Source organism: Natronoflexus pectinivorans (genome assembly GCF_004345615.1).
GTDB classification, from domain to species: domain Bacteria; phylum Bacteroidota; class Bacteroidia; order Bacteroidales; family Marinilabiliaceae; genus Natronoflexus; species Natronoflexus pectinivorans.
Map to the genome: position 1 here is coordinate 62431 of NZ_SLWK01000005.1, position 21751 is coordinate 84181.

Consider the following 21751-nt stretch of genomic DNA (forward strand, 5'->3'; position numbering starts at 1 on the left):
TTGGACTTATTTCTCAACAAATGATTCAAATGCAAGAGAAAAAGGTTCCCCCAAGCTTTTCTCATAATTATCAGAAAACCATTGATAGGTATACTTCGCCTGATTAAAATGACGCTGTTTAATCAGTGCATTAATTTTAAGTTTAAGAGCTTCCTCACTATACGGATCTCCGATAAACACGCGGTCGCAAATCTTAATAATCATATCATGGTTTCCGGTAAGGAATGGCTGTTGAGCACTCTTTAAAAGAGTATCTACTATTTCTGATGCAGTATGACCTTTGAACTCATCCAGCCACTCTTCTTCCATGTCAATTAGCAGAGCGCCCGTTTCCACCGTTGAAAAGAATTCGACAAACCCTTCAGGATTATCAATCATAGATCGATTGCGCAACATGGCCTGAACTTCAACATAGTCGCAAAACAACTGTTCTCTGTTAATATTTATCATCCAGTTTTCCATCTGGCTGTCAATGCGAATCCCATCAAGAAACGTTAAAACCTGGCGCAACTTACTCATATTAACACCCCTGTTGTTGGTCGCATTCTTTCTGCTTAGGCCATACCATAAAATTTGGTTGATGTCATCAGAAGAGATTCCTCTTCGTGGCTTTTGACTGTATAGCAGAAGTAACACAAGCAATTGCCTTATCTTTGGTGTGAATTGCAAGGAGATATCGTTGCCTTCACGGTCTATTACCTGGAACTCACCAAATAAACATATTGAATTTGGTCTGAATTTCTCCGATGTAGGCATATTTATAACCGGAACATCCTGCGCTTCTGTTTTTACAGATGATTTTTGACGATTCTTTCGCGTATAGAGTAAAATAATTAGATAAACCACCAGCAAAATTCCTGCAGTAAGGAAAACGATCAGATTCCAGTTTGTTTTTTTAGATTGATAAAGAGGCACCACATCCTGATAGAGCTTCCATATTTCCTCGTTTCCCAGCGGTCTGTCCCAGATTGCCAAATCGTCAATATAACCATTCATGTAGTTATACATTTGTATGGCACGGCCAATGTTAACCGTTCCGCGCCCCATAAAAGAGGGGTGCTTTTGAGATATTCCATCGGGTCGTCCATTAACAAAAATGGCCTGTTCTCCTGTTCGTTTCGTGTACCTCCAAACAACATGCACCCATTCATTGGGTCTTATTTCGGTGTTACCTGTGATGTCATTTGCAAAAAATCCAAAATAGGGTCGCGCATTTCGGAGTTGCAGGTGAAGTCCCTGACGGTAGGTCGCCTCTTCAGTTCCAAGTATTGTGATATCCCTTCTCTCCTCTTGCAATGGAGATATCCTTAACCATGCACTAACGGTGAAATCATTGTTGTGTAATCCCAAAGTTTCGGCATCGGGTAGTTCGATAAAGGTATCATCGGTTAAATATGCAACAGAACCTCGTATGGGATCTTCCGCAAAACGAACACCGTGATTTTTACCGTGATTTCTATTTGCCGAGGCGTCACGTGTGCTGCTCTCAAAAGGGAAATATGCCTTTAAGCGATGATGCAGATCAAGCGGACTGGCTAAAAAGTTTTGAGTTATATCTTCCCGCACATTGCTCAGATTTACTCTCTCAGGAGTAAAGCTGTAACCGGGCTTAAATGGTTGCAAAAAAACATCCTCACCGGCAAGAAACGGAAAGGAGTAGTGACCGCTGGTAAGCGCCTGAGTTGAACCTTCCCAACTCACATCGCTTAGTGGATGGAGGTTGTAGGTTATATTTCCACTTATGGTGTTATGTGAATTTAAATTTTCAATAACACCCAAAATGACATAATGATACCTGTTTCGAACAATAAAATTAGGCCTTTTGCCGGTTTTCTTCCATAAATTTATTAAATGGGAAATGAGAAAAGGGTTCTCGTTAATATTCATCATAAGAAAAGGGATCTCAATTCCTGTTGTATCCCGGGGAAGATTGTAGCCGGTGAAAAACATGAATGGATTGCTGGCTCTTCCCCTAGCAAAACTACCATGAAACTCAGGCTCCAAAACAGTAGAAAAATGGGGCTCAACAGCATAGTCCCATAGATGATAAAATCCGGGGGGCGTATCTTGATTTCGTTGCAGAGTAAAACAGACTAACTGGTATCCCCTCTCTGCCATCATTTTGGTTGAAGGCCATAAATCATCTGTTTCGGATACAAATATTTTATTGTATAAATGGTGTGCTTTTAAAGCTGTTTCGAGATAGAAAAACGGAAAATTGTAATCAAGAAAAAGAGTTAGAACTTCACCGGGGTTCTGATTTAGAAAGATGCTTATTTCATCAAGAAAATATGAAAAAGGTTTCTCATTCTTCTGGGGGGTTATCATTCGGATGATTGCCGAATCGGCATCTACTTCAAGACGGATTTGAAAACCTCTCACATTCGCCTGAAGCAATTCCCTGATGGTCATTGTTTCAGGCTCCAGATGGTTGTTTAAATCAGAATAATTTGATACAAGAAAAAACTGATCAACAAAGGCATTTGAGGCAGCACGTCGTCTTTGCGCATCGGAATGATACACAAAGAGGAACAAAAAGAAGATCATGAGCACAAATTGCAATGATGAATGCCCAATACTATTGATTTTCCAGTAATTCATACCATGAATGTAGTGATTCGTGCCTTATTTTCCAACCCCTTAAAAAGAAAACAAATTACGTTGTTAAGCTATCCTTTTCAATGTCTTTAAAATATTTATAAGTTCCAACGCGCAATTCGCTCGTTGCATCTTCGTCACATACAATTATCCCTTTCGGATGAAGCTGCAACGCACTAATGGTCCACATATGATTAACCCCCTCCTCAACCGCATGTCGTAAGGCTCTGGCTTTATTATGACCATTTACAATAATCACAACTTCCCTGGCATCCATAACTGTTCCCACACCAACGGTGATAGCTGTTTTTGGAACTTTGGACAAGTTGTTTCCGAAAAATCGGGAGTTCGCAATGATGGTATCCTGTGTTAGGGTTTTCACTCGTGTGCGCGAATGCAAGGATGATCCTGGTTCATTAAAAGCAATGTGTCCATCAGGCCCGATTCCTCCCAAAAAAAGATCGATGCCGCCTGCTTCCTTAATGCGCTCCTCATAATTTGCGCACTCTGCATCGATATCTTGTGCTGAGCCGTTTGGTATATTTACATTCTCAGGGTTTACATCTACATGTTTAAAAAAATTGTCCCACATAAAAGAATGATAACTCTGGGAGTTATCTTTTGGGAGACCTATATACTCATCCATATTAAATGTAATCACATTTTTAAATGAGACCTCTCCATTTTGGAACATTTCAATCAGGGCCTTATAAGTACCCAAAGGTGACGATCCTGTTGGCAACCCTAACACAAATGGGCGTTTGCTTTGATGCTCTTTAATTTTTGAAGCAATATATCTGGCAGTCCAGATTGAAGCTGCCTCATAATCTGAATGAATCAATAATCGCATAGTTTACCTGGTTTTTTAAAAATTGAATAAATATACTTAAACAATTTATTTTAACAATCAATTTTTCGCATGCGATTAGGTAGAAACAGCACTAAAATTTGCCTCAGGCAAATTCCAACTAATTGGAGCAATGATCATGAATAAGATTTATTGACTTAAATAAAATCATGTCAAACAAAACGGGCAAAAGCATTTTTACAAGAATGCTTTTGCCCGTTAAGCTTTTCTTTATTTGATTACTGCCCTATAACAATGCTCTTTTATAGCAGATCAGCAATCAATAACGGCTATTTATATTTTATATATCGAACTTTCATTTGCGGTGCAAACTCATCATGCTGATTGAATAGAACCGTTCTTCTGAAATTGAATTGTGGAGATGGGATAGTGAGAAACAATGACTCCAATTCTACATCGCCCTTTGCTACATCCATAAAGAAATCAGGATGCATTCTAAACCTGAAATGATTCTGGGTGCTGTTATAATCTGACACACTTCTGGTAAAAGCCTCAACGGTTTGCCCTCGTTTATCTGTAAATAACAAAGGAACGAACCTCCCATTGGCATCTTTCTTAACCAATGATATGATTTGATTCATAGGCATATACAAATTGCCCCATCCATTCATCAGCGCAGTATCGGGGAAAAAGAAGAAATCCACACCACTGATGCTGTAATTGACATCTCTCTGTGAACTAACAGTAAGAGAATCGCTCCATTGCTTGATGATATCTGAGAACGTAATTTCGGGATATAATCCGGCCATTCCTTGCAGATACAAATGATCAGTTCCTACATCATTCTTAATTACATCCTCATTATAATCATGCTGATACCTGTTGAAAAATCTTGTTTCCGTTGTAATCGGAAAAACATAGTTTTTCCGATCGGTTTGAAGTATTTCATCGTTATTCTCTGCATCATATATGACATGTCTGTACAACATTTCAAGGTTTGTTTTCTCATTCCAGATATCAAATTTCAAGAGAGACCCAATGGCCTCCGGGTTATTCGGCTGTTTTACTGTGACATATAACCCATTCAACACCTCTTTGAAAGCATCTCGATTCTCCATCTCAGCTGCAGTTAAATTAATCAGTCTGTTAGCCAGCTCATCGCTCAACCTGACACTGATCTGATGAACGTAGTTTTGTTGCTGCCACACCGAGTCAGCAACATTATCTTTAATTGTAAATGTAGTTTCTCCAATGGGGTCTGGATATATGAAACTTGTAATATCTTCATCGTTATAATAAACTTGCAATGGCGCCGGTAGAAGGGTTTCACTCAACTCATACACCTGTATTGTGAATGGCTCATTTACATCTCCATACCAATTTTGATATCTGTAGGCAATATTCAAAACAACAGAATCGACAAAAACATCTCCAACCAGCATATAAAAACTGTCCATTTGAGTCGAATAAGTAACCTCAGTAACTACATCAGCCCTTGTGACTCCCAGAACAGGATCGTTAAAATAACCTAATATTCCGGCTGCATTGGCAAAACTTGACTGCCCATCTGTTCTGATTCTTTCAGGCTGAAGATTTTTCCCATAAAAACTTTGGGCAACTGTCCCGGCGTTTAATAAGTCTGACTCGGGCAAAGTTTCAACACCAATTGTCAGGGGGTCATTGTCACAACTTAACAAAAGTCCGGATAGCAAAACCGCTGCTGTAAAAAAAAGTGATGCTTTCGTTTTAAATAAATGCATATTGCAATATTAATTGAATGATTGATTTCCTAATATTTTTTGGCATGACTCGCTGCAAAAACCCTGCCGACTTTTAATTTTACCTTCTGGTATTACAACGATTCATAAAACTCGTTATAAGCATCAATGTATTCATCCTCGTTTTTGTAGTCGAGGAAAGGTTTTCCTGAATCTTGTGCATACTTCTTAACCTCTTCATTAATGGTTGGGCTTCCTTGAATAACGGCATCAGACATGTTTATTGCCAATTTGGTCAGGTTTTCCCATGTTGGGTCTTCAAGATTTTTTATTTCATTCTCACTTATACCCAATGCCTTTAATTTTTGTATTACTTTCGTATCAAGTGGGTTCTGAAACTCGTCATCGTATATGGTGTAAACGACCTTTGCATTGGCGAAAAATGGATCATCGTTCATGATTTTTTTAATCAGCAATGGAGCCAAAGCTGTAAACCATCCCTGACAATGAACCACATCCGGAGCCCATCGCAGTTTTTTGGTGGTTTCTAAAACACCTCTTGCAAAGAAAATGGCACGCTCATCATTATCCGGGAATTCTGTTCCATCATCATCGGCCACAGTCGCTTTCCTCGAAAAATAATCCTCGTTATCAATAAAATAAACCTGCATACGAGCAGCTTGGATAGAAGCCACTTTAATGATTAAAGGGTGGTCGGTATCATTAATGATTAAATTCATCCCTGATAAACGAATGACTTCGTGCAACTGATTACGACGTTCGTTTATGGTTCCAAACCTTGGCATGAAAGTTCTGATTTCTCTGCCACGTTCCTGGATTCCCTGAGGCAAATTCCGGGCAATAATTGACATTTCACTTTCGGGAAGATAAGGTGTTATTTCCTGAGAGATAAACAAGACTTTGGTATTTTCCATTTTTCTTGAAAAATTTGAAATTAATTTACAACCAAGTGATGATATACGCTTGGCTGAAATGTATGTGAGCCTTAGCTCACAAAATTGAATATATTCTTAGCTCATTCAAATCACATCTTGTCAAAGACTTTAACATGTATAAAGATGAATATGAAGAGTAGTTTATTTTGATATATCCTGGTTGCTTTTGGGTGATACATTTCCTGACATTGCAAATCAGGACTTGTAAACGCCATGCAAAATTACAAAAAATATGGTTCTAAAACAAAGTTACTTAACAGTCAAAAACCAAGAAGCATGGGATAACGATCGTAAACATCATAACTTCTGATCAAAGAATCCGTAATAAATTAAAAACATTGATCCAATCTGCATTTAACGTGTCAATAAGTTTTTTTTAGGAAATTCTTTTTTATTGTTTGATTTTATTTCCTTTAATTTGCCGCGTTTTTTATTTTTAAACAATGATGGAAATTGTTGAATCGTCGGAGCATCTGTCCGGAATTATTAACAATGCGAAAGCCCAGGGTAAAACTATAGGCTTTGTGCCAACTATGGGAGCCTTGCATCAGGGACACATATCGCTGGTGAATAAAGCCGCTGAAACTTGCGACTTTGTATTGGTCAGCGTATTCGTTAATCCAACGCAGTTCAATAATCCGGATGATTTGGAACGCTATCCGCGTGATTTGGCAAAGGATTTGCACCTACTTAAGAACACAGGCTGTGAACTTGTTTTCGCACCAACTGTTAAAGAGATATATCCCGAACCCGATACCCGGATCTTTGATTTTGGAAGTCTGGATAAAGTCATGGAAGGGGAACATCGACCCGGACATTTTAATGGAGTAGCGCAGGTTGTAAGCCGGCTTTTTGATATTACGCAACCCGATTTTGCTTTTTTTGGAGAAAAAGATTTTCAGCAATTGGCTGTTATCCGGGCAATGGTTCGTCAGGAGAAATATGATGTAAAAATTGTGTCTTGCCCCACCATCCGTGAGGAAGACGGCCTTGCAATGAGCTCAAGAAACCTGCTGTTAACCACGCAACAACGAAAAAAAGCACCAATTATAGCACGTACATTGTTTGAATCTTGTAATTTTGTCAACGCAAAGAGTATTGACAAAACCATAGAATATGTCATAAATTCCATTAACAGAGAAGAAGAGCTGAAGGTGGAATACTTTGAAATAGCCGATGCAGATTCGCTGCAACCCATAAAAAACTGGAAGGAGAGTGAACACATCGTTGGGTGCATTGCAGTTTTTGCCGGTGAAATACGATTGATTGATAATGTGATTTACAAAAAGAGTATATCATGAACATTCATGTTGTGAAGTCGAAGTTACACAACGTAACGGTTACAGAAGCCAACCTGAACTATGTGGGAAGCATCACCATTGACGAAGAATTAATGGAGGCGGCCAATATTATGGAGAACGAGAAAGTTCAGGTGGTTAACAACAACAACGGAGAGCGAATTGAAACCTATGTTATTACTGGTGAAAGAGGCTCCGGTGTTATTTGTCTGAATGGAGCGGCTGCCCGAAAAGTAGCCGTTGGTGATGTGGTCATCATCATCACTTACGCCATCATGTCCCAGGAAGAGGCAAAAAGTTTTAAACCGATTTTTATTTTTCCGGATACCGAAACAAACAAGCTGGTATAGGTAAATTAAAATCATAAACCGAAACAAAAACCAGACTTTGTGATTACAAAGTCTGGTTTTTTCTTATCCATTTTCCCATTTTTGTATCCTCAGCAGTTAATTTCAAAATATGGCCAAAACCAAATCAGTTTTTGTTTGCCAGAATTGTGGCAGCGAATCACCCAAATGGATTGGGAAATGCTATTCGTGTGGCGAATGGAACACTTTCGTGGAAGAGAAAGTGATGACAGGTAAGCCCAAAGGAAAATCGGCTGTTTTCGTTTCCGAAAACAGCCTGAAACAAAAACCTCAGCCGGTAAATTCGGTGAACGTGGAACAACTACCCCGCATCAATACAAATATTGATGAGTTTAACCGTGTGCTGGGAGGTGGTATGGTTCCGGGCTCCATTGTTCTCCTGGGAGGCGAACCGGGAATTGGAAAATCCACCTTGGTGCTTCAGATGGCATTAAAACTCACATCTCAAAAAATCCTTTATGTTTCGGGCGAAGAGAGCGCCCAGCAAATAAAACTGCGTGCCGACCGGCTTGCCCCGGGCGAGGGTGATCATTGCCTGGTGGTAAATGAGACAGCCCTGGAAAGAATTGTTAACCACATAGACAATACTGCACCCGAGTTGGTGATTATTGATTCGGTACAAACCATGGAACGCGAAGACATTGAATCTGCCCCGGGTAGTGTTTCACAAATTCGGGAGTGCACCGCAACCATTCTCCGCATTGCCAAGGAGCGTTCCTTACCTGTTCTGTTAATTGGCCACATTAACAAAGAGGGCAGTCTGGCCGGCCCAAAGGTGCTGGAGCACATGGTGGACGTAGTTCTTCAGTTTGAGGGCGACCGCCACTATATGTACCGGATTCTTCGCTCCATAAAAAACCGGTTTGGTTCTACTTCCGAAATAGGGATTTTTGAAATGCTTTCTAACGGTCTTCGTGAAGTTTCCAACCCCAGCGAACTGCTCCTTGCTCACCAAAATGAAGAGATGAGCGGCATTTCCATTGCCGCTGCCATTGAAGGAATGCGACCATTTCTGATTGAAGTGCAGGCATTGGCCAGCACGGCGGCCTACGGCACGCCTCAACGCTCATCCACCGGATTTGATTTGCGAAGACTTAACATGTTGCTAGCTGTTTTGGAAAAACGAGCCGGTTTCAAACTGGCCGCTAAAGATGTCTTTCTCAACATTGCAGGAGGACTCAAAGTGAGCGATCCGGCCATTGATTTGGCCGTGGTGAGTGCCGTTTTGTCATCCAATACCGATTTGGCCATCCCAAAAACCATTTGCGTAACCGGCGAAGTAGGACTATCAGGCGAAATCCGTCCGGTAACTAGAATAGAACAACGCATCAGTGAGGCAGAGAAACTGGGTTTTAAGACCATTGTAGTACCCCGGTACAACAAAGGCATTGACTTGTCAAAATTTAACATTAATGTATTCCAGGCAGGGAAAATTGAAGAAGCATTCAGGCAACTGTTTTCATGACACTAAAACAATTCATCCCGTTGCCATCTTCCCCAGCCCACTTCAATTTCATCGGCCGAATCAGGAGCAACCTCGTCGGGACATGTCAAATCCAAATCAAAATTCAATGGCTTTTCAAACAGATCCTCTTCAGTAACACCTGTCTCTGGATGATCATAAACACCTTGCATATAGAGTGCCCAAATGGGCAATCCTGTATTTGCTCCCTGACCGTGATACAGATTATCAAAATGAATATCCCTCACTTCTCCTCCAACCCACACTCCTGAAACCAGGTTTGGAGTCACACCAATATACCATCCATCAGAATTATTTTGAGTTGTTCCCGTTTTACCTCCCATTTGTCCTTTAAACCCGTATCTGAATCGCAATCGGTATCCACTACCGGTATTTACGACACCTTCCAGTAGGTTCAACATTAAATATGCACTCTCTTCATTGATGGCTTCATTACGTCGTGGACTAAACGTAGATATGACGTTTCCATACCTATCTTCAATTCTTGTAACAAATAAAGGCTGTGTATGCACACCCTTATTAGCATATGTCGAATATGCAGCAACCATCTCACTGAGGGAAAAATCCGGTGTGCCCAATGACAAAGCCGGAACCGGATCCATGGGACTTCTGATGCCCAGGGTGCGAATCATTCTTGCCACCGCTTCCGGATTAAACTGTCGCATAATCCAAGCGGTTATGTTGTTGTTTGATTGTGCCAGCCCCCACTTTAATGAGACCATTTCTCCTGCTCTTCTTTCACTTGTGGTACGGGGTGTCCAGGTTTGCCCGGTTGGCAGGTAAAATGTTTGTGGTATATTAGGTACCATATCACAGGGAGTGAGCCCTTCCTGCATTGCCAAGGTATAGACAAAAGGCTTGATGGTTGAACCCACCTGACGTTTCCCTTGCACAGCCATGTCATATTTGAAATGACGGTAACTTGGCCCTCCCACATAGGCTTTAACATGGCCTGACTGGGGATCCATTGAAAACAGACTAGCACGTAAAATTGATTTGTAATAGTGAATAGAATCCATCGGGGTCATGATGGTATCCACATCTCCCTCGTAGGTAAAAACCCTCATTGAGAAAGGTTGGTTAAAAATTTTTCTGATGCTATCGGCCGAAACACCAGCATTGCTTAATGCCCGGTATCTTTCAGTCTGGCGCATGGCCCGATGAATGATGGTTTCATATTGTTCCTGCGTGATATTTCTTGAAAACGGAGCTCTCGGACGCCCTCTCTTTTCTCTCCAGAATTGAGGTTGTAAAGTCTCTCCAAGATGCTTTGTCAAGGCAGCTTCTGCAGAGCGTTGCATTCTCGAATCAATGGTCGTATATATTTTCAATCCATCATTATAGATGCTGTAGCGACTTCCATCTGCCTTCAGGTTTTTATGTACCCATCCATACAATGGATTGGTATTCCATTCAATACTATCTTCAATAAATCGCTGAGTATCCCAGGAAGCATAATTCTCTCTTAGGGGCTGGCGTGCTGTTAATGTGGTTCTTAAATATTCTCTGAAATATGGAGCCAATCCTCCAATATGATCAGTCCTGTTGAATTCCAAATTTAACGGGAAATGACGCAAAGAGTCAAACTCCTCTCTGGTAATATATTTTGCCTTCAGCATCTGCCCCAGCACAACATTCCGGCGCGACGTTACCAATTCCGGACGACGAACCGGATTAAATAATGAGGGATTCTTAAGCATACCAACAAGAACGGCTGCCTCTTCAACCTTTAAAGAATCTTGAGTCGTACTAAAAAAAGTAGCGGCAGCAGATCTGATCCCATAAGCATCATAAATAAACGGTGCTTTATTCAAATACATGGTCAGTATTTCTTCTTTGGTATAGCTTCTCTCAAGCTTTACGGCAATGATCCACTCCTTTAATTTCTGAGCACTTCTGTCCCAAATATTTCTTGCAGGATCATGAAAAAGTAGTTTGGCCAACTGTTGGGTAATGGTACTTCCTCCACCTGCTCCCTGATCGCGCATCAGGATGGTGCGCACTAAAACCCGGGCCAAGCCCCGCGCATCTATACCGGAGTGATCATAAAAACGGACATCTTCGGTTGCTACCAAAGCGTTTATTACATTTGGAGATATCTCATGAAATTCAACAGGCGTTCTGTTCTCAAGAAAGAAATTACTTAACAATACATTGTCTGCTGAATATATTTCTGTAGCAAGGTTGCTGTGTGGATTCTCCAACTCCTCAAACCCAGGCATAAACCCAAGAGCTCCGGAAGAAAGCAAAGAAAACAAAAGTACTATAAGCAAAATAGCCCCGGCAAAGATGCCGTACATCCACAATACAATTTTTTTTATCGTTGTTTTTTGTTCCATTTCTTAAAATATCAAGATCTCATTGCCGGGTAAAATTAGAAAAAAAATACCGCTCTACCTTCAAAATAGACATAATATCAAAAAACATTCCATAAAATAGAAAACTTCAATTATTCTAAACCCTATGATTTTCCTATAATGCTGATTATTTATAGCATAGCTACAGATATTAATCACCAGAAACCTTTATCAAAATTAAATCTGATTGATGTAATATAGCCAAATTGCTATGAAAGCAATTCTTTAGTTATAAAGTAATTCAGAAACAAAACGGGGCATCCCTGTTTTGTTTATCCCATTTTGAATAAGTTTTATCAACTTTTTTAATCATATTATCAAAAAAACGCAACATTGTTTAACGTACTCATCCAAAGAATTACTAATTTTAGGTTTTAGACAAATAGATAAAGACTTTAAACCCTTAAAATGTAACCTATTATCGTCAATAATAAACCATAGTTAATGTAAACCTAAAGAACTGATAACCACCCAAAACAACCTAATGAATTTTAAGGAGATAGTAAATAGATTCCTTCCCGATCATACTTCTGCACGCAGTGGGAGGTCGATAGAGACTACAAATACTGTAAGTGCATACAAAACTGCTCATTCTGAAATGTCAGGCAATTCAGTACCAGGTCACCTACCTCTTACCATCTCAAATATTCTCTCTTCTTCAGGCTCTTTTGATGCAAAATTACAGAAAGTTGTTAATTATCTTGGGTTATACACAAACGTATGCCGGGTGTACATATTTGAGAATTCATCCGATGGTGAAACCTGTAGCAACCGTTATGAATGGTGCAACGAAGATGTGATTTCGCAAAAAGAAAATTTACAAAACGTCTCATTCAAATCTGTTCCTTCATGGATGAAGTTACTTAAAGAAGAAGGTCAGATTGAAGCGGTAAACGTTGCAAGAGAGTTACCGGCAGATATTTCATCTCTTTTAACCCAACAAGATATTAAATCGATATTGGTTTTCCCAATTCAGATTGGGAAAAAAATCATTGGCTTTGCTGGTTACGATGAGTGCAAACAACATCGTCACTGGAGCAATTTGGACAAATCTCTCTTAGCCACCGTTTCAAAACTTCTGAGTAACGCATACCAACAAGAGCACTCCATTAGATTCATCAGAGAGAGTCTTCATAAACAGCAATTTCTTTTTGATATTGCGTCTTTGATAAATCAAGCTAAAACCCTTGATGAACCCTTTGGGAAAATTGCTGAGAAAATTTCAACAACCTGGGGACTGTCCGGATTTGCTTTATATTCAGTTAGCGAACAGAATTCAAAACAATTTCGATTGAATACCGCTTACTCTGATACAAGCCAGGACATCAGCTTTCCGGAACAGGTATTACTGCCTGACTCAGGTTCAATTATCACAATCCCGAGTCTCAGAGATGAATCACCAATTAAACAGGAATACTCCGCAATAACGAAGGAATTAGGGTTTCCCACCACTCTAAACACATTTATTCGTGGCGTCAGAACTTTTAACGGGGCTAATGGAATTATCTTCTTATGCTGGACTGAAGCTAATAAGGAATGCCCAATTGAGCACTCAGTACTTGAGACTCTTGCAGGAATGCTGGCAAGGCAGATTGATCATATTAAAACAGAAGAGAAGATTCTTCAAAATCATCAACACATCATCAGGATAAACGAGCAGTTGCAAGAAAAGGAGTCGTTTTTGAACAACATCATTTTGGCAGCACCTGTTGGGGTAATTCTGGTTAAGGATTATCTTATAAAATATGTAAATCAGCAGGTTTGCGAATCGTTGGGTTACAGTAGAGAGGAATTGCTGGAAAAATCAATTGCCGAATTCTACACAAATAATGAAGAGGTTGAAAAATTAACCAGAAAATTTTTTCGGGAAATTGAGGTTAAGGGAATTTCTTCAATTGATTTGCATTTAAGAAAGAAAGACGGATCTCCACTTTTCTATCAAATTACCGGAACGCCCGGCCCTGAAACTAAAAACGAAGATCTTTTCCTGTTAATAGGACAAGACCTCACAGAGATAAAAACAATCGAAAACAGCCTAATTGAGAGTGAACAACGCAATAGTAGAATTATTGAGGCTAATATTGATGGCATTTTTATAATGAGTGAACCCGGGAAGCTCGTATATGTCAACAAATCTGCGTGCGATCAAACTGGATACAATAAGGAAGAATTGACAAAACTAAGCCTTAGCGAATTGTTCCCAGATAAAAACGGAATAAGGGATTATCTTAAAATCATCAATCAGTTGCGCCAGGGTTTTGATTACCGGGGAGACAGTCAAATCAGACATAAAAATGGCTCAACTCTATACGTAGAAATACATGGTACCAGCATCACCCTTGCCGGAGAACCGCATTTTTATTTTAGCATACACGATATTACCAAACGAAAACAAAACGAAGCAGCTTTAAGGCTTAGCGAAAAAAAATTTCGAAGTCTCTCTGAAAATATTCCTGACTGTGTTGTTAGAATTAACAAAAACGGTCTTATTTTATTTGGAAACACCTTATTCCTTGACTTATATAAATTGTCGGAGAAAATCACAAAAGAATCCTTGTTTCTTTCGGAAGCCCTTCCTGAAGATTTTTCTGACTATTTTGCACCTGCTGTTAATTATGTTTTCAAACAAAAAAAGATTGTTCAACTGGAAATTGATCTTTCACGCAATGGAGAGAAGCAAACATTTGACTGGTCATTGTCTCCCGAGATGGATGATCATGGAAATTGCATTTCTGTATTAGGGATTGGCCGGAATATTACCCCCCGAAAGAAAGTAGAAAAGGAACTCCTTCTGGCTAAAGAGAAGGCAGAAGCAGCAGACAAATTGAAATCGGCATTTCTGGCAAATATGAGCCATGAAATACGCACCCCGTTAAATGCCATTGTCGGGTTTTCCAATTTGCTTGAACAAACAGACCCTGAAAGCAGTGACAGAGACGAGTTCATTAAATTAATAAATGATAATGCAGATCAGCTTATGTCTCTTATCACAGATATTGTTGATATTGCCAAACTGGAAAGTGGTCATCTGGAGATAAAACGCGAGCCGGTTGAAGTTGATCAATATCTTGAATCAATTTATCGTACTTATTTAAAACGAATTTCACTTCAGTTTAAAGAAAAGGTGAATCTGAAATATTCTCCTCCTGTTCAACCAAAAGTTAAAACTGCTATTATTGCCGATCCAAACCGGTTTATTCAAACCGTAAATAATCTGCTTGACAATGCCATAAAATTCACTCACCAAGGGACTATTGAATTTGGATACAACATAGAAGATAAAAAAGTTCGGTTTTTTATCAGAGACACCGGAATAGGCATATCCAAAGAGCACCAACATGTTGTTTTCGATGCTTTTAGGCAAGAGGACGAAACCAATGCTCGGAAATATGGCGGAACAGGACTAGGCTTAACGTTATGCCGAAAATTAATTGAGTCCATGAATGGACAAATCGGACTCATCTCTGAAAAGGGAAAAGGATCTGAATTCTATTTCTACCTCGACAGATTTAAAGAGGAAAATTTCAAATCAAAAACCAAAAATGATCTCCAGATAGAGCAATTTAGAAACGAGCCACCTTACTGGGAAGGCAAAATATTGCTTTTAGTCAGTTTTAACAGCAATACACATATCCGAGCCAAGAACATCCTTAATAAAACGGGAATAACAATCCTTTCCGCCCGTTCACTAGCTGCTCTCTATAAACTTATGGATATAAGAGAAGATATAGACATTGTTCTTATTGATGAAGAGTTTGAATTAAATAAGGACATTGTGAAACCACACGATGATTTCAGTCTGCTACTACTGAGACACGGCAATAAACACCATACCAACCTTGTTCCGGAGAAGTTTGACGGAAGCGTTATGTTAAACGGGAATGAAGCAGAATTTATTAATCGCTTGAAGATTTTTCTTAATCCGGTTATTACTCCCTGATGCAACGCAAAACACACTGCTCATTCAGCAAGTTAGCTTGTCGGCGCATATTTTCCATATCGAGTCCGATCTCACGATAAAGTTCAATTTGAGAGCCATGTTCAACAAACCGATCTGGCACTCCAAGTCGCTTAACAAGGATGTTATTATAACCCTCCTCGGCCATGAACTCCAAAACAGCACTCCCTAATCCTCCAATAATGGCACCGTCCTCTATCGTGATTAAACCCTTATATCTTTGACAGATTGATTTCAAAAGCTCTTCATCAAGTGGTTTTATGAAGCGCATATCGTAATGCCCTACTAACAGTCCTTCTTTTTCAAGCTGATTGCAAACCCTCGCCACTTTAGCTCCAATGGGGCCAGTTGAAATAAATGCGATCTGGTCACCTTCTTTCAGCATTCGACCACTTCCAATCTTTATCTCTTCAAATGGCTTTTGCCACTCAACAATAGAACCAATTCCCCTTGGATAGCGGATGGCAAATGGCCCCTGATTTGGCAACTGGGCTGTGTACATCAGATTTCTTAATTCCACCTCATCCATAGGCGATGCTAGAATAAGGTTTGGCACAGACCTTAGAAAGGACAAATCATAAACTCCGTGATGCGTCGCTCCGTCTGCACCAACAAGACCTCCTCTGTCCAGACAAAAAACTACATTTAGATTTTGAAGTGCCACATCATGAATCACCTGATCAAATGCCCGTTGCATAAATGAAGAATAGATATTGCAAAACGGAACCATCCCGGAAATGGCCAAGCCTGCAGAGAAGGTTACGGCATGCTGTTCGGCAATTCCCACATCGAAAGCACGGTCAGGCATCTGTTCCATCATGATATTCAAGCTGCATCCGGTTGGCATCGCCGGGGTGATGCCAACAATTTTTTCATTAAGGCGTGCTAGCTCCACAATGGTATGTCCAAACACATCCTGAAACCGGGGTGGTTTTGGATGAAGAGAGGGAATATCAATCATCTGACCTGTGGTTTTGTCAAACTTACCTCCCGGAGCATGCCAGGCTGTTTGATTCTCTTCGGCCAGTTTAAATCCTTTTCCCTTTTTAGTAATCACGTGAAGCACTTTGGGACCGGGAAGTTCTTTAAGGTCTGATAGAATTGAGGTGAGATGCATCACATCATGCCCATCCACCGGACCAAAATAACGTACATTAAGACCTTCAAAAATGTTGGTTTGTCGTGTAAGAAGCGCTTTAATGCTGTTGTTAATCTTCACAATCATCTCTCGCGAGCGTGGACCGGTAATTTTAAGTTTGCCTAATCCCTTAAGCAATTCCCGGCGCACTTTATTGTATGTTTTGCTTGTGGCAATATCCACCAGGTACTCACTTAAACCTCCCACATTTGGATCGATGGCCATGTTGTTATCGTTAAGGATAACCAAAACATTGGCCTGTGAAGCAGCCAGATTATTTAATCCTTCGAAAGCCAATCCTGCTGTCATGGCTCCATCACCGATTATTGCCACCGCATGGCGATGCTGCAATCTTTGCTTTTTAAAAGCAATGGCCATCCCTAAAGCGGCGGAAATGGAAGTGGAGGAGTGCCCAACAGTAAAGGCATCGTATTCACTTTCAAAAATATTGGGAAATCCGCTTATGCCTTTGTATTTTCGATTGGTATGAAAATTGTCCCGACGTCCGGTCAATATTTTGTGTCCGTAGGCCTGATGGCCTACATCCCACACCAGTTTGTCATCAGGCGTACTAAAGATATAATGAAGAGCTACGGTAAGTTCCACAACCCCCAAACTGGCACCAAAATGTGCAGGATTACATGACACTGCGTCAATAATAAAATCACGCAATTCCTGACATATCTGCGTCAGTTCACTTTCACTTAACCGGCGCAAATCATGCGGTGAATTTATTTTACTCAAAAGGGGGTATGCGGCCTCTTCCATTCCTGATTGTTAACTTATGCTGCAAAGATAACACTTTGTTAATATTTATCTTAACTTTCAGTGCAATTGAGAATGATTTTAACTTTATTACAATGTGGCTGAATATCAATCGTAAAATATCACACGGGTTATATTTTTTGAATCTGCTTTCCATTAAACGAATTGTTAACTTATTAAAGCTAACAACCTCCTTTTTTTTGTCAAGATTAACCAGGAAACCTATGGTTAAAGGAAAACCATGGACCATCTCTGTGGAACCTTCGGGACAATGTAATTTACAGTGTCCTGAATGTCCGGTAGGAGCGGCTGTTTTAAACCGGAAAGGAGGATTTATGACAACCGAACTGTTTCAAAAAACAGTTCAACAAGCTGGAGAATCTTTATTTTATATCAATTTCTTCTTTCAGGGCGAACCAACCCTGAATCCGCATTTATCTGAAATGATAAAAATTGCTACGCAAAATCGCATTTATTCTAACATGAGTACCAACGGGCATTTACTTACTCCCGAAAGAAGTCGTACATTGGTTCAATCCGGTTTGAGCCGGGTAATTGTTTCAATAGATGGATTAACCGATGAAACCTATGCCATGTATAGGCGAGGAGGATCTCTTTCAAAAGCAGAAGCAGGCATTCGCAATTTGCTAGTTGCCCGTAAAAGTTTGAAATCAAAAACCCCATTTGTGACTGTTCAGTTTTTAGTATTCAGGCACAATGAACACGAAATCCCACTGCTTAAGAATTGGGTCAAAAAGATTAATGCTGATCAACTGGAAATTAAAACTGCTCAATTTAACGATTATGGAGATGGGAGTATTAAACCTCCGGTTAATTCGAAATATTCACGTTACACTTTGGCTGATGATGATTCGCTTCAACATAAAGGACGAATGTATAACCACTGTTTTAAACAGTGGGGAGGAATGGTGGTTTCCTGGGATGGTCAATCGGCACCCTGTTGTTACGATAAAAATCTGGATTATTCGGCAGGAAATATCAAGAATGTCTCTTTCAACGGAATTTGGGACAGTGATAAAATGAATGATTTCCGGAAACAAATAATGACCAGCAGGAAAGCTATTGACATGTGCAGAAATTGCCCCGAAGGAAGAAATTCATTGCTTTAATTAGGTTCAGTAGATGGATAAGGACATACCAGTTCCAGCGCTTTGGAAAGACTGTCAGACGTTTCGGCCAACACCATGAGTTTGTCTCCAGGATAAATAATCGTGTTCCCATTGGGCGTAAGGAACTTATTGTGTCTTTTAATCATTACAATAAGTGCCGTTTTCGGGAACCCAAGATCAACTATTTTTCTCCCTACTGCGGGGCTATCATCCTCTACATCAACTTCTATCAGTTCGGATTTAACAGTATCTGATAGTTCAATATCGGCAGGAGTCCTTCGCCTGAGTTTGTGCGGCAAGGCCACACGAAGCAACTTAGAAACCATTGGCAATGATGTTCCCTGAACCAGCACAGATATAATAGTGATAAAGAATACCAGGTTAAAAATAATATGAGCCTTATCCAACCCGATTAGGGTTGGATAGGTGGCAAAAACAATGGGAACAGCTCCCCGTAATCCAACCCATGAGATAAAAAGCCTGTCCCGCATATGCATTTTAAAGACACTAAGTGACAACATCACTGCCATAGGTCGTGCTACAAAAATCAAGAACAACGAGATTAAAACTCCCGGAATAATAAGTGGAACCATTTGCGATGGATAAACCAATAGCCCCAGGGTAAGGAACAGGATGATTTGCATGAGCCATGCAACACCGTCAAAGAACCTTATTAATGACCTCTTGTGCATCAGTTCTTTATTCCCTAAAAACACTCCACAGATGTAAACCGCCAGAAAACCATTCCCGTTAAGAAATTGTGTGGCTGAGAATGTCAGGATAACCAACGCCAGCATCAATACAGGATAGAGTCCTTCATAATCGAGTTTGATACGGTTTATGACCAGTTGCCCCAATTTCCCCAATCCAAATCCCATTACTGCACCAATGGAAAACTGCATAAAAAAGAGGGGGATAATACTCAACAATGTTTTATCGGGAGCCTGAATGATGGATATAAGTGATACGGTGAGGAAATAAGCCATGGGGTCATTGCTCCCGCTCTCAAGTTCCAGCGTAGGACGTAATTGCCCTTTTAAACTTACACTTTTGGAACGAAGGATTGAAAAAACAGCAGCAGCATCGGTTGAGGAGACAATTGCCCCCAACAACAGAGACTCCAAAAAAGAGAATGATGTAAAATGCCACACAGGCAGAGCCACCAATAAAGCTGTAAACACAACCCCAAAAGTTGAAAGCATCACCCCCTTCCCGATAACCGGGCGGATACTTTTCCAACTGGTATCAAAACCCCCTGAAAAAAGTATGTAATTCAGTGCAATAATCCCAATGACCTTTGCTGTTCCCGGATCATCAAATGGGATTCCACCCAAACCCTCGGAACCTGCCAGCATGCCTATCAGCAAAAACAACAACAGAGTTGGAATTCCTAACCGGTATGATGTTTTACCTGCCAGAATACTTATAAATAGAAGTAATGAAATTACCAATAAAATTTGTTCAATGGGAATATTCATAGGTATGAAATGGCATGAATCTTAGACACAAATATAATGATAATGCCTGTTAAATAAACAATAAAACCTGACAACGGTTCAAAAAAATGCCGGCTTGTGGCCGGCATTTTGAAATTATAGTTTTTTAAACAGTTCAGTCATACTGACCTTTTCGGAAATAATTCCTTTTAATTCGGAAATACTGACACGTTCCTGCTTCATGGTGTCCCGATGGCGTATGGTCACTGTTTTATCCTCCAGCGACTGATGGTCGATGGTGATACAAAACGGCGTGCCAATGGCATCCTGTCGGCGATAACGCTTTCCGATGGAATCTTTTTCATCGTATTGGCAGTTGAAATGGAATTTAAGATCGTTCACAATTCCTTTAGCCATTTCAGGAAGACCATCTTTTTTAACCAGTGGTAAAACGGCAAGTTTTACCGGTGCAATTACCGGTGGCAGTTTTAGTACTACGCGAGACTCTTTTTTCCCGTCTTTTCCTTCCACCTCTTCTTCGCAATATGCTCCTGCCAACATACTCAAAAACATCCTGTCCACCCCGATTGAAGTTTCTACAACGTAAGGCACATAGCTTTCCCCTTTTTCGGGATCGTAATAGGTGATTTTTCGACCGGAGTACTCCTGATGTTGCGACAGGTCAAAGTCGGTGCGGGAGTGAATCCCCTCAACTTCTTTGAACCCAAATGGCATTTCATACTCAATATCGGTGGCAGCGTTGGCATAGTGAGCCAGTTTGTCGTGATCGTGGAAACGGTATTTGTGTTCACCCATACCCAGAGATTGGTGCCATTTCATGCGTATATCTTTCCACTTTTCAAACCATTTTAGTTCCTCACCCGGAGCCACAAAAAATTGCATCTCCATCTGCTCAAATTCCCGCATGCGGAAAATGAATTGACGAGCTACGATCTCATTTCGGAAGGCTTTTCCGATTTGAGCTATCCCGAATGGGATTTTCATACGTCCGGTTTTCTGAACATTCAGGAAATTAACAAAAATTCCCTGAGCCGTTTCGGGACGCAGAAAAACTTTTAAAGCCCCATCGGCAGTGGAGCCCATTTCGGTAGAGAACATCAGATTGAACTGACGAACATCGGTCCAGTTTTTTGTGCCTGAAATGGGGCAAACCACATCGTAATCTTCTATGATTTTTTTCAGCTCAGCAAGGTCATTGTCGTGAAGAGCTTTTACAAAACGGCTGTGTATTTCTTCTTTCTTTTTGAGGTTTTCCTGCACCCGTGGATTGGTTTCGCGAAACATGGCCTCGTCGAAACTATCGCCAAACCTTTTGGCAGCTTTTTCAACCTCTTTATCCATTTTCGCGTCAAACTTGGCCATTAAATCTTCAATCAACACATCGGCACGGTAACGCTTTTTGCTGTCCTTGTTATCAATCAACGGATCGTTAAAAGCATCCACATGGCCTGATGCTTTCCACACAGTAGGATGCATAAAAATGGCAGAATCAAGTCCCACCACGTTGTCGTTCAACAACACCATGGAGTCCCACCAATATTTTTTAATGTTGTTTTTCAGTTCAACCCCGTACTGGCCGTAATCATAAACCGCAGCCAATCCATCGTATATCTCGCTGCTTTGAAATACAAATCCATACTCTTTACAGTGTGCAACCAACTTCTTAAACACATCTTCCTGAGCCATAATAAAAACTTTAAGCTGTTATTTTAATAAT

At 40.3% G+C, this 21751-nt stretch carries 13 protein-coding genes; 5 read left to right on the plus strand and 8 right to left on the minus strand.

Annotated elements, in window-relative coordinates; genetic code table 11:
- Positions 1-6: 6 nt before the first annotated feature.
- The 4 genes from EV194_RS08190 to EV194_RS08205 form a co-directional block, all read right to left on the minus strand.
- A complete protein-coding gene (locus EV194_RS08190) occupies positions 7-2601 on the minus strand; it encodes a LamG-like jellyroll fold domain-containing protein (RefSeq protein WP_132433559.1) in 2595 nt (864 codons plus the stop codon).
- A 55-nt stretch (positions 2602-2656) separates the two neighbouring features.
- The gene (nagB, locus tag EV194_RS08195) at positions 2657-3448 is read right to left on the minus strand and encodes a glucosamine-6-phosphate deaminase (RefSeq protein WP_132433560.1); all 792 of its coding nucleotides are present in this window, start codon (positions 3446-3448) and stop codon (positions 2657-2659) included.
- Between the two features lie 287 nt (positions 3449-3735).
- Positions 3736-5166 carry a DUF4270 family protein gene (locus tag EV194_RS08200; protein WP_132433561.1) on the minus strand — a complete coding sequence of 477 codons (1431 nt, stop codon included), beginning with the start codon at positions 5164-5166 and terminating at the stop codon, positions 3736-3738.
- A 92-nt stretch (positions 5167-5258) separates the two neighbouring features.
- Entirely contained in the window at positions 5259-6059 is an 801-nt protein-coding gene (locus tag EV194_RS08205; protein ID WP_132433562.1) for a glycogen/starch synthase, read from the minus strand.
- Between the two features lie 464 nt (positions 6060-6523).
- Between EV194_RS08205 and panC the strand changes: the two genes are divergently transcribed.
- From panC to radA, 3 genes are all read left to right on the plus strand, one after another.
- The gene (panC, locus tag EV194_RS08210) at positions 6524-7381 is read left to right on the plus strand and encodes a pantoate--beta-alanine ligase (protein ID WP_243699366.1); all 858 of its coding nucleotides are present in this window, start codon (positions 6524-6526) and stop codon (positions 7379-7381) included.
- Positions 7378-7728, plus strand: coding sequence for an aspartate 1-decarboxylase (panD, locus tag EV194_RS08215; protein WP_079558222.1), 351 nt, complete (start codon positions 7378-7380; stop codon positions 7726-7728). Before panC ends, panD begins: the two co-directional genes overlap by 4 nt.
- A gap of 109 nt (positions 7729-7837) precedes the next feature.
- A complete protein-coding gene (gene radA, locus EV194_RS08220; protein WP_132433563.1) occupies positions 7838-9211 on the plus strand; it encodes a DNA repair protein RadA in 1374 nt (457 codons plus the stop codon).
- Between the two features lie 2 nt (positions 9212-9213).
- On the opposite strand, the gene EV194_RS08225 is transcribed toward radA, so the two are convergent.
- Positions 9214-11568: a transglycosylase domain-containing protein gene (locus EV194_RS08225; RefSeq protein WP_132433564.1), complete on the minus strand. Its 2355-nt coding sequence runs from the start codon at positions 11566-11568 to the stop codon at positions 9214-9216.
- 502 nt (positions 11569-12070) lie between these two features.
- Here EV194_RS08225 and EV194_RS08230 point away from each other — a divergent pair.
- Positions 12071-15526 carry a PAS domain S-box protein gene (locus tag EV194_RS08230; protein ID WP_132433565.1) on the plus strand — a complete coding sequence of 1152 codons (3456 nt, stop codon included), beginning with the start codon at positions 12071-12073 and terminating at the stop codon, positions 15524-15526.
- Here EV194_RS08230 and dxs read toward each other — a convergent pair.
- Positions 15516-17450: a 1-deoxy-D-xylulose-5-phosphate synthase gene (gene dxs / locus EV194_RS08235; RefSeq protein ID WP_132433566.1), complete on the minus strand. Its 1935-nt coding sequence runs from the start codon at positions 17448-17450 to the stop codon at positions 15516-15518. The two genes, EV194_RS08230 and dxs, sit on opposite strands and share 11 nt — an antisense overlap.
- Positions 17451-17671: 221 nt before the next feature.
- On the opposite strand from dxs, the gene EV194_RS08240 reads away from it, so the two are divergent.
- Entirely contained in the window at positions 17672-18577 is a 906-nt protein-coding gene (locus EV194_RS08240; protein ID WP_165921832.1) for a radical SAM/SPASM domain-containing protein, read from the plus strand.
- Here the strand turns inward: EV194_RS08240 and EV194_RS08245 are convergent.
- Both EV194_RS08245 and EV194_RS08250 read right to left on the minus strand, forming a co-directional pair.
- Positions 18574-20055, minus strand: a complete 1482-nt coding sequence (locus tag EV194_RS08245) for a potassium/proton antiporter (protein ID WP_132433568.1) — start codon at positions 20053-20055, stop codon at positions 18574-18576. The two genes, EV194_RS08240 and EV194_RS08245, sit on opposite strands and share 4 nt — an antisense overlap.
- A gap of 114 nt (positions 20056-20169) precedes the next feature.
- Positions 20170-21720: a glycine--tRNA ligase gene (locus EV194_RS08250; protein WP_132433569.1), complete on the minus strand. Its 1551-nt coding sequence runs from the start codon at positions 21718-21720 to the stop codon at positions 20170-20172.
- Positions 21721-21751 lie beyond the last annotated feature (31 nt).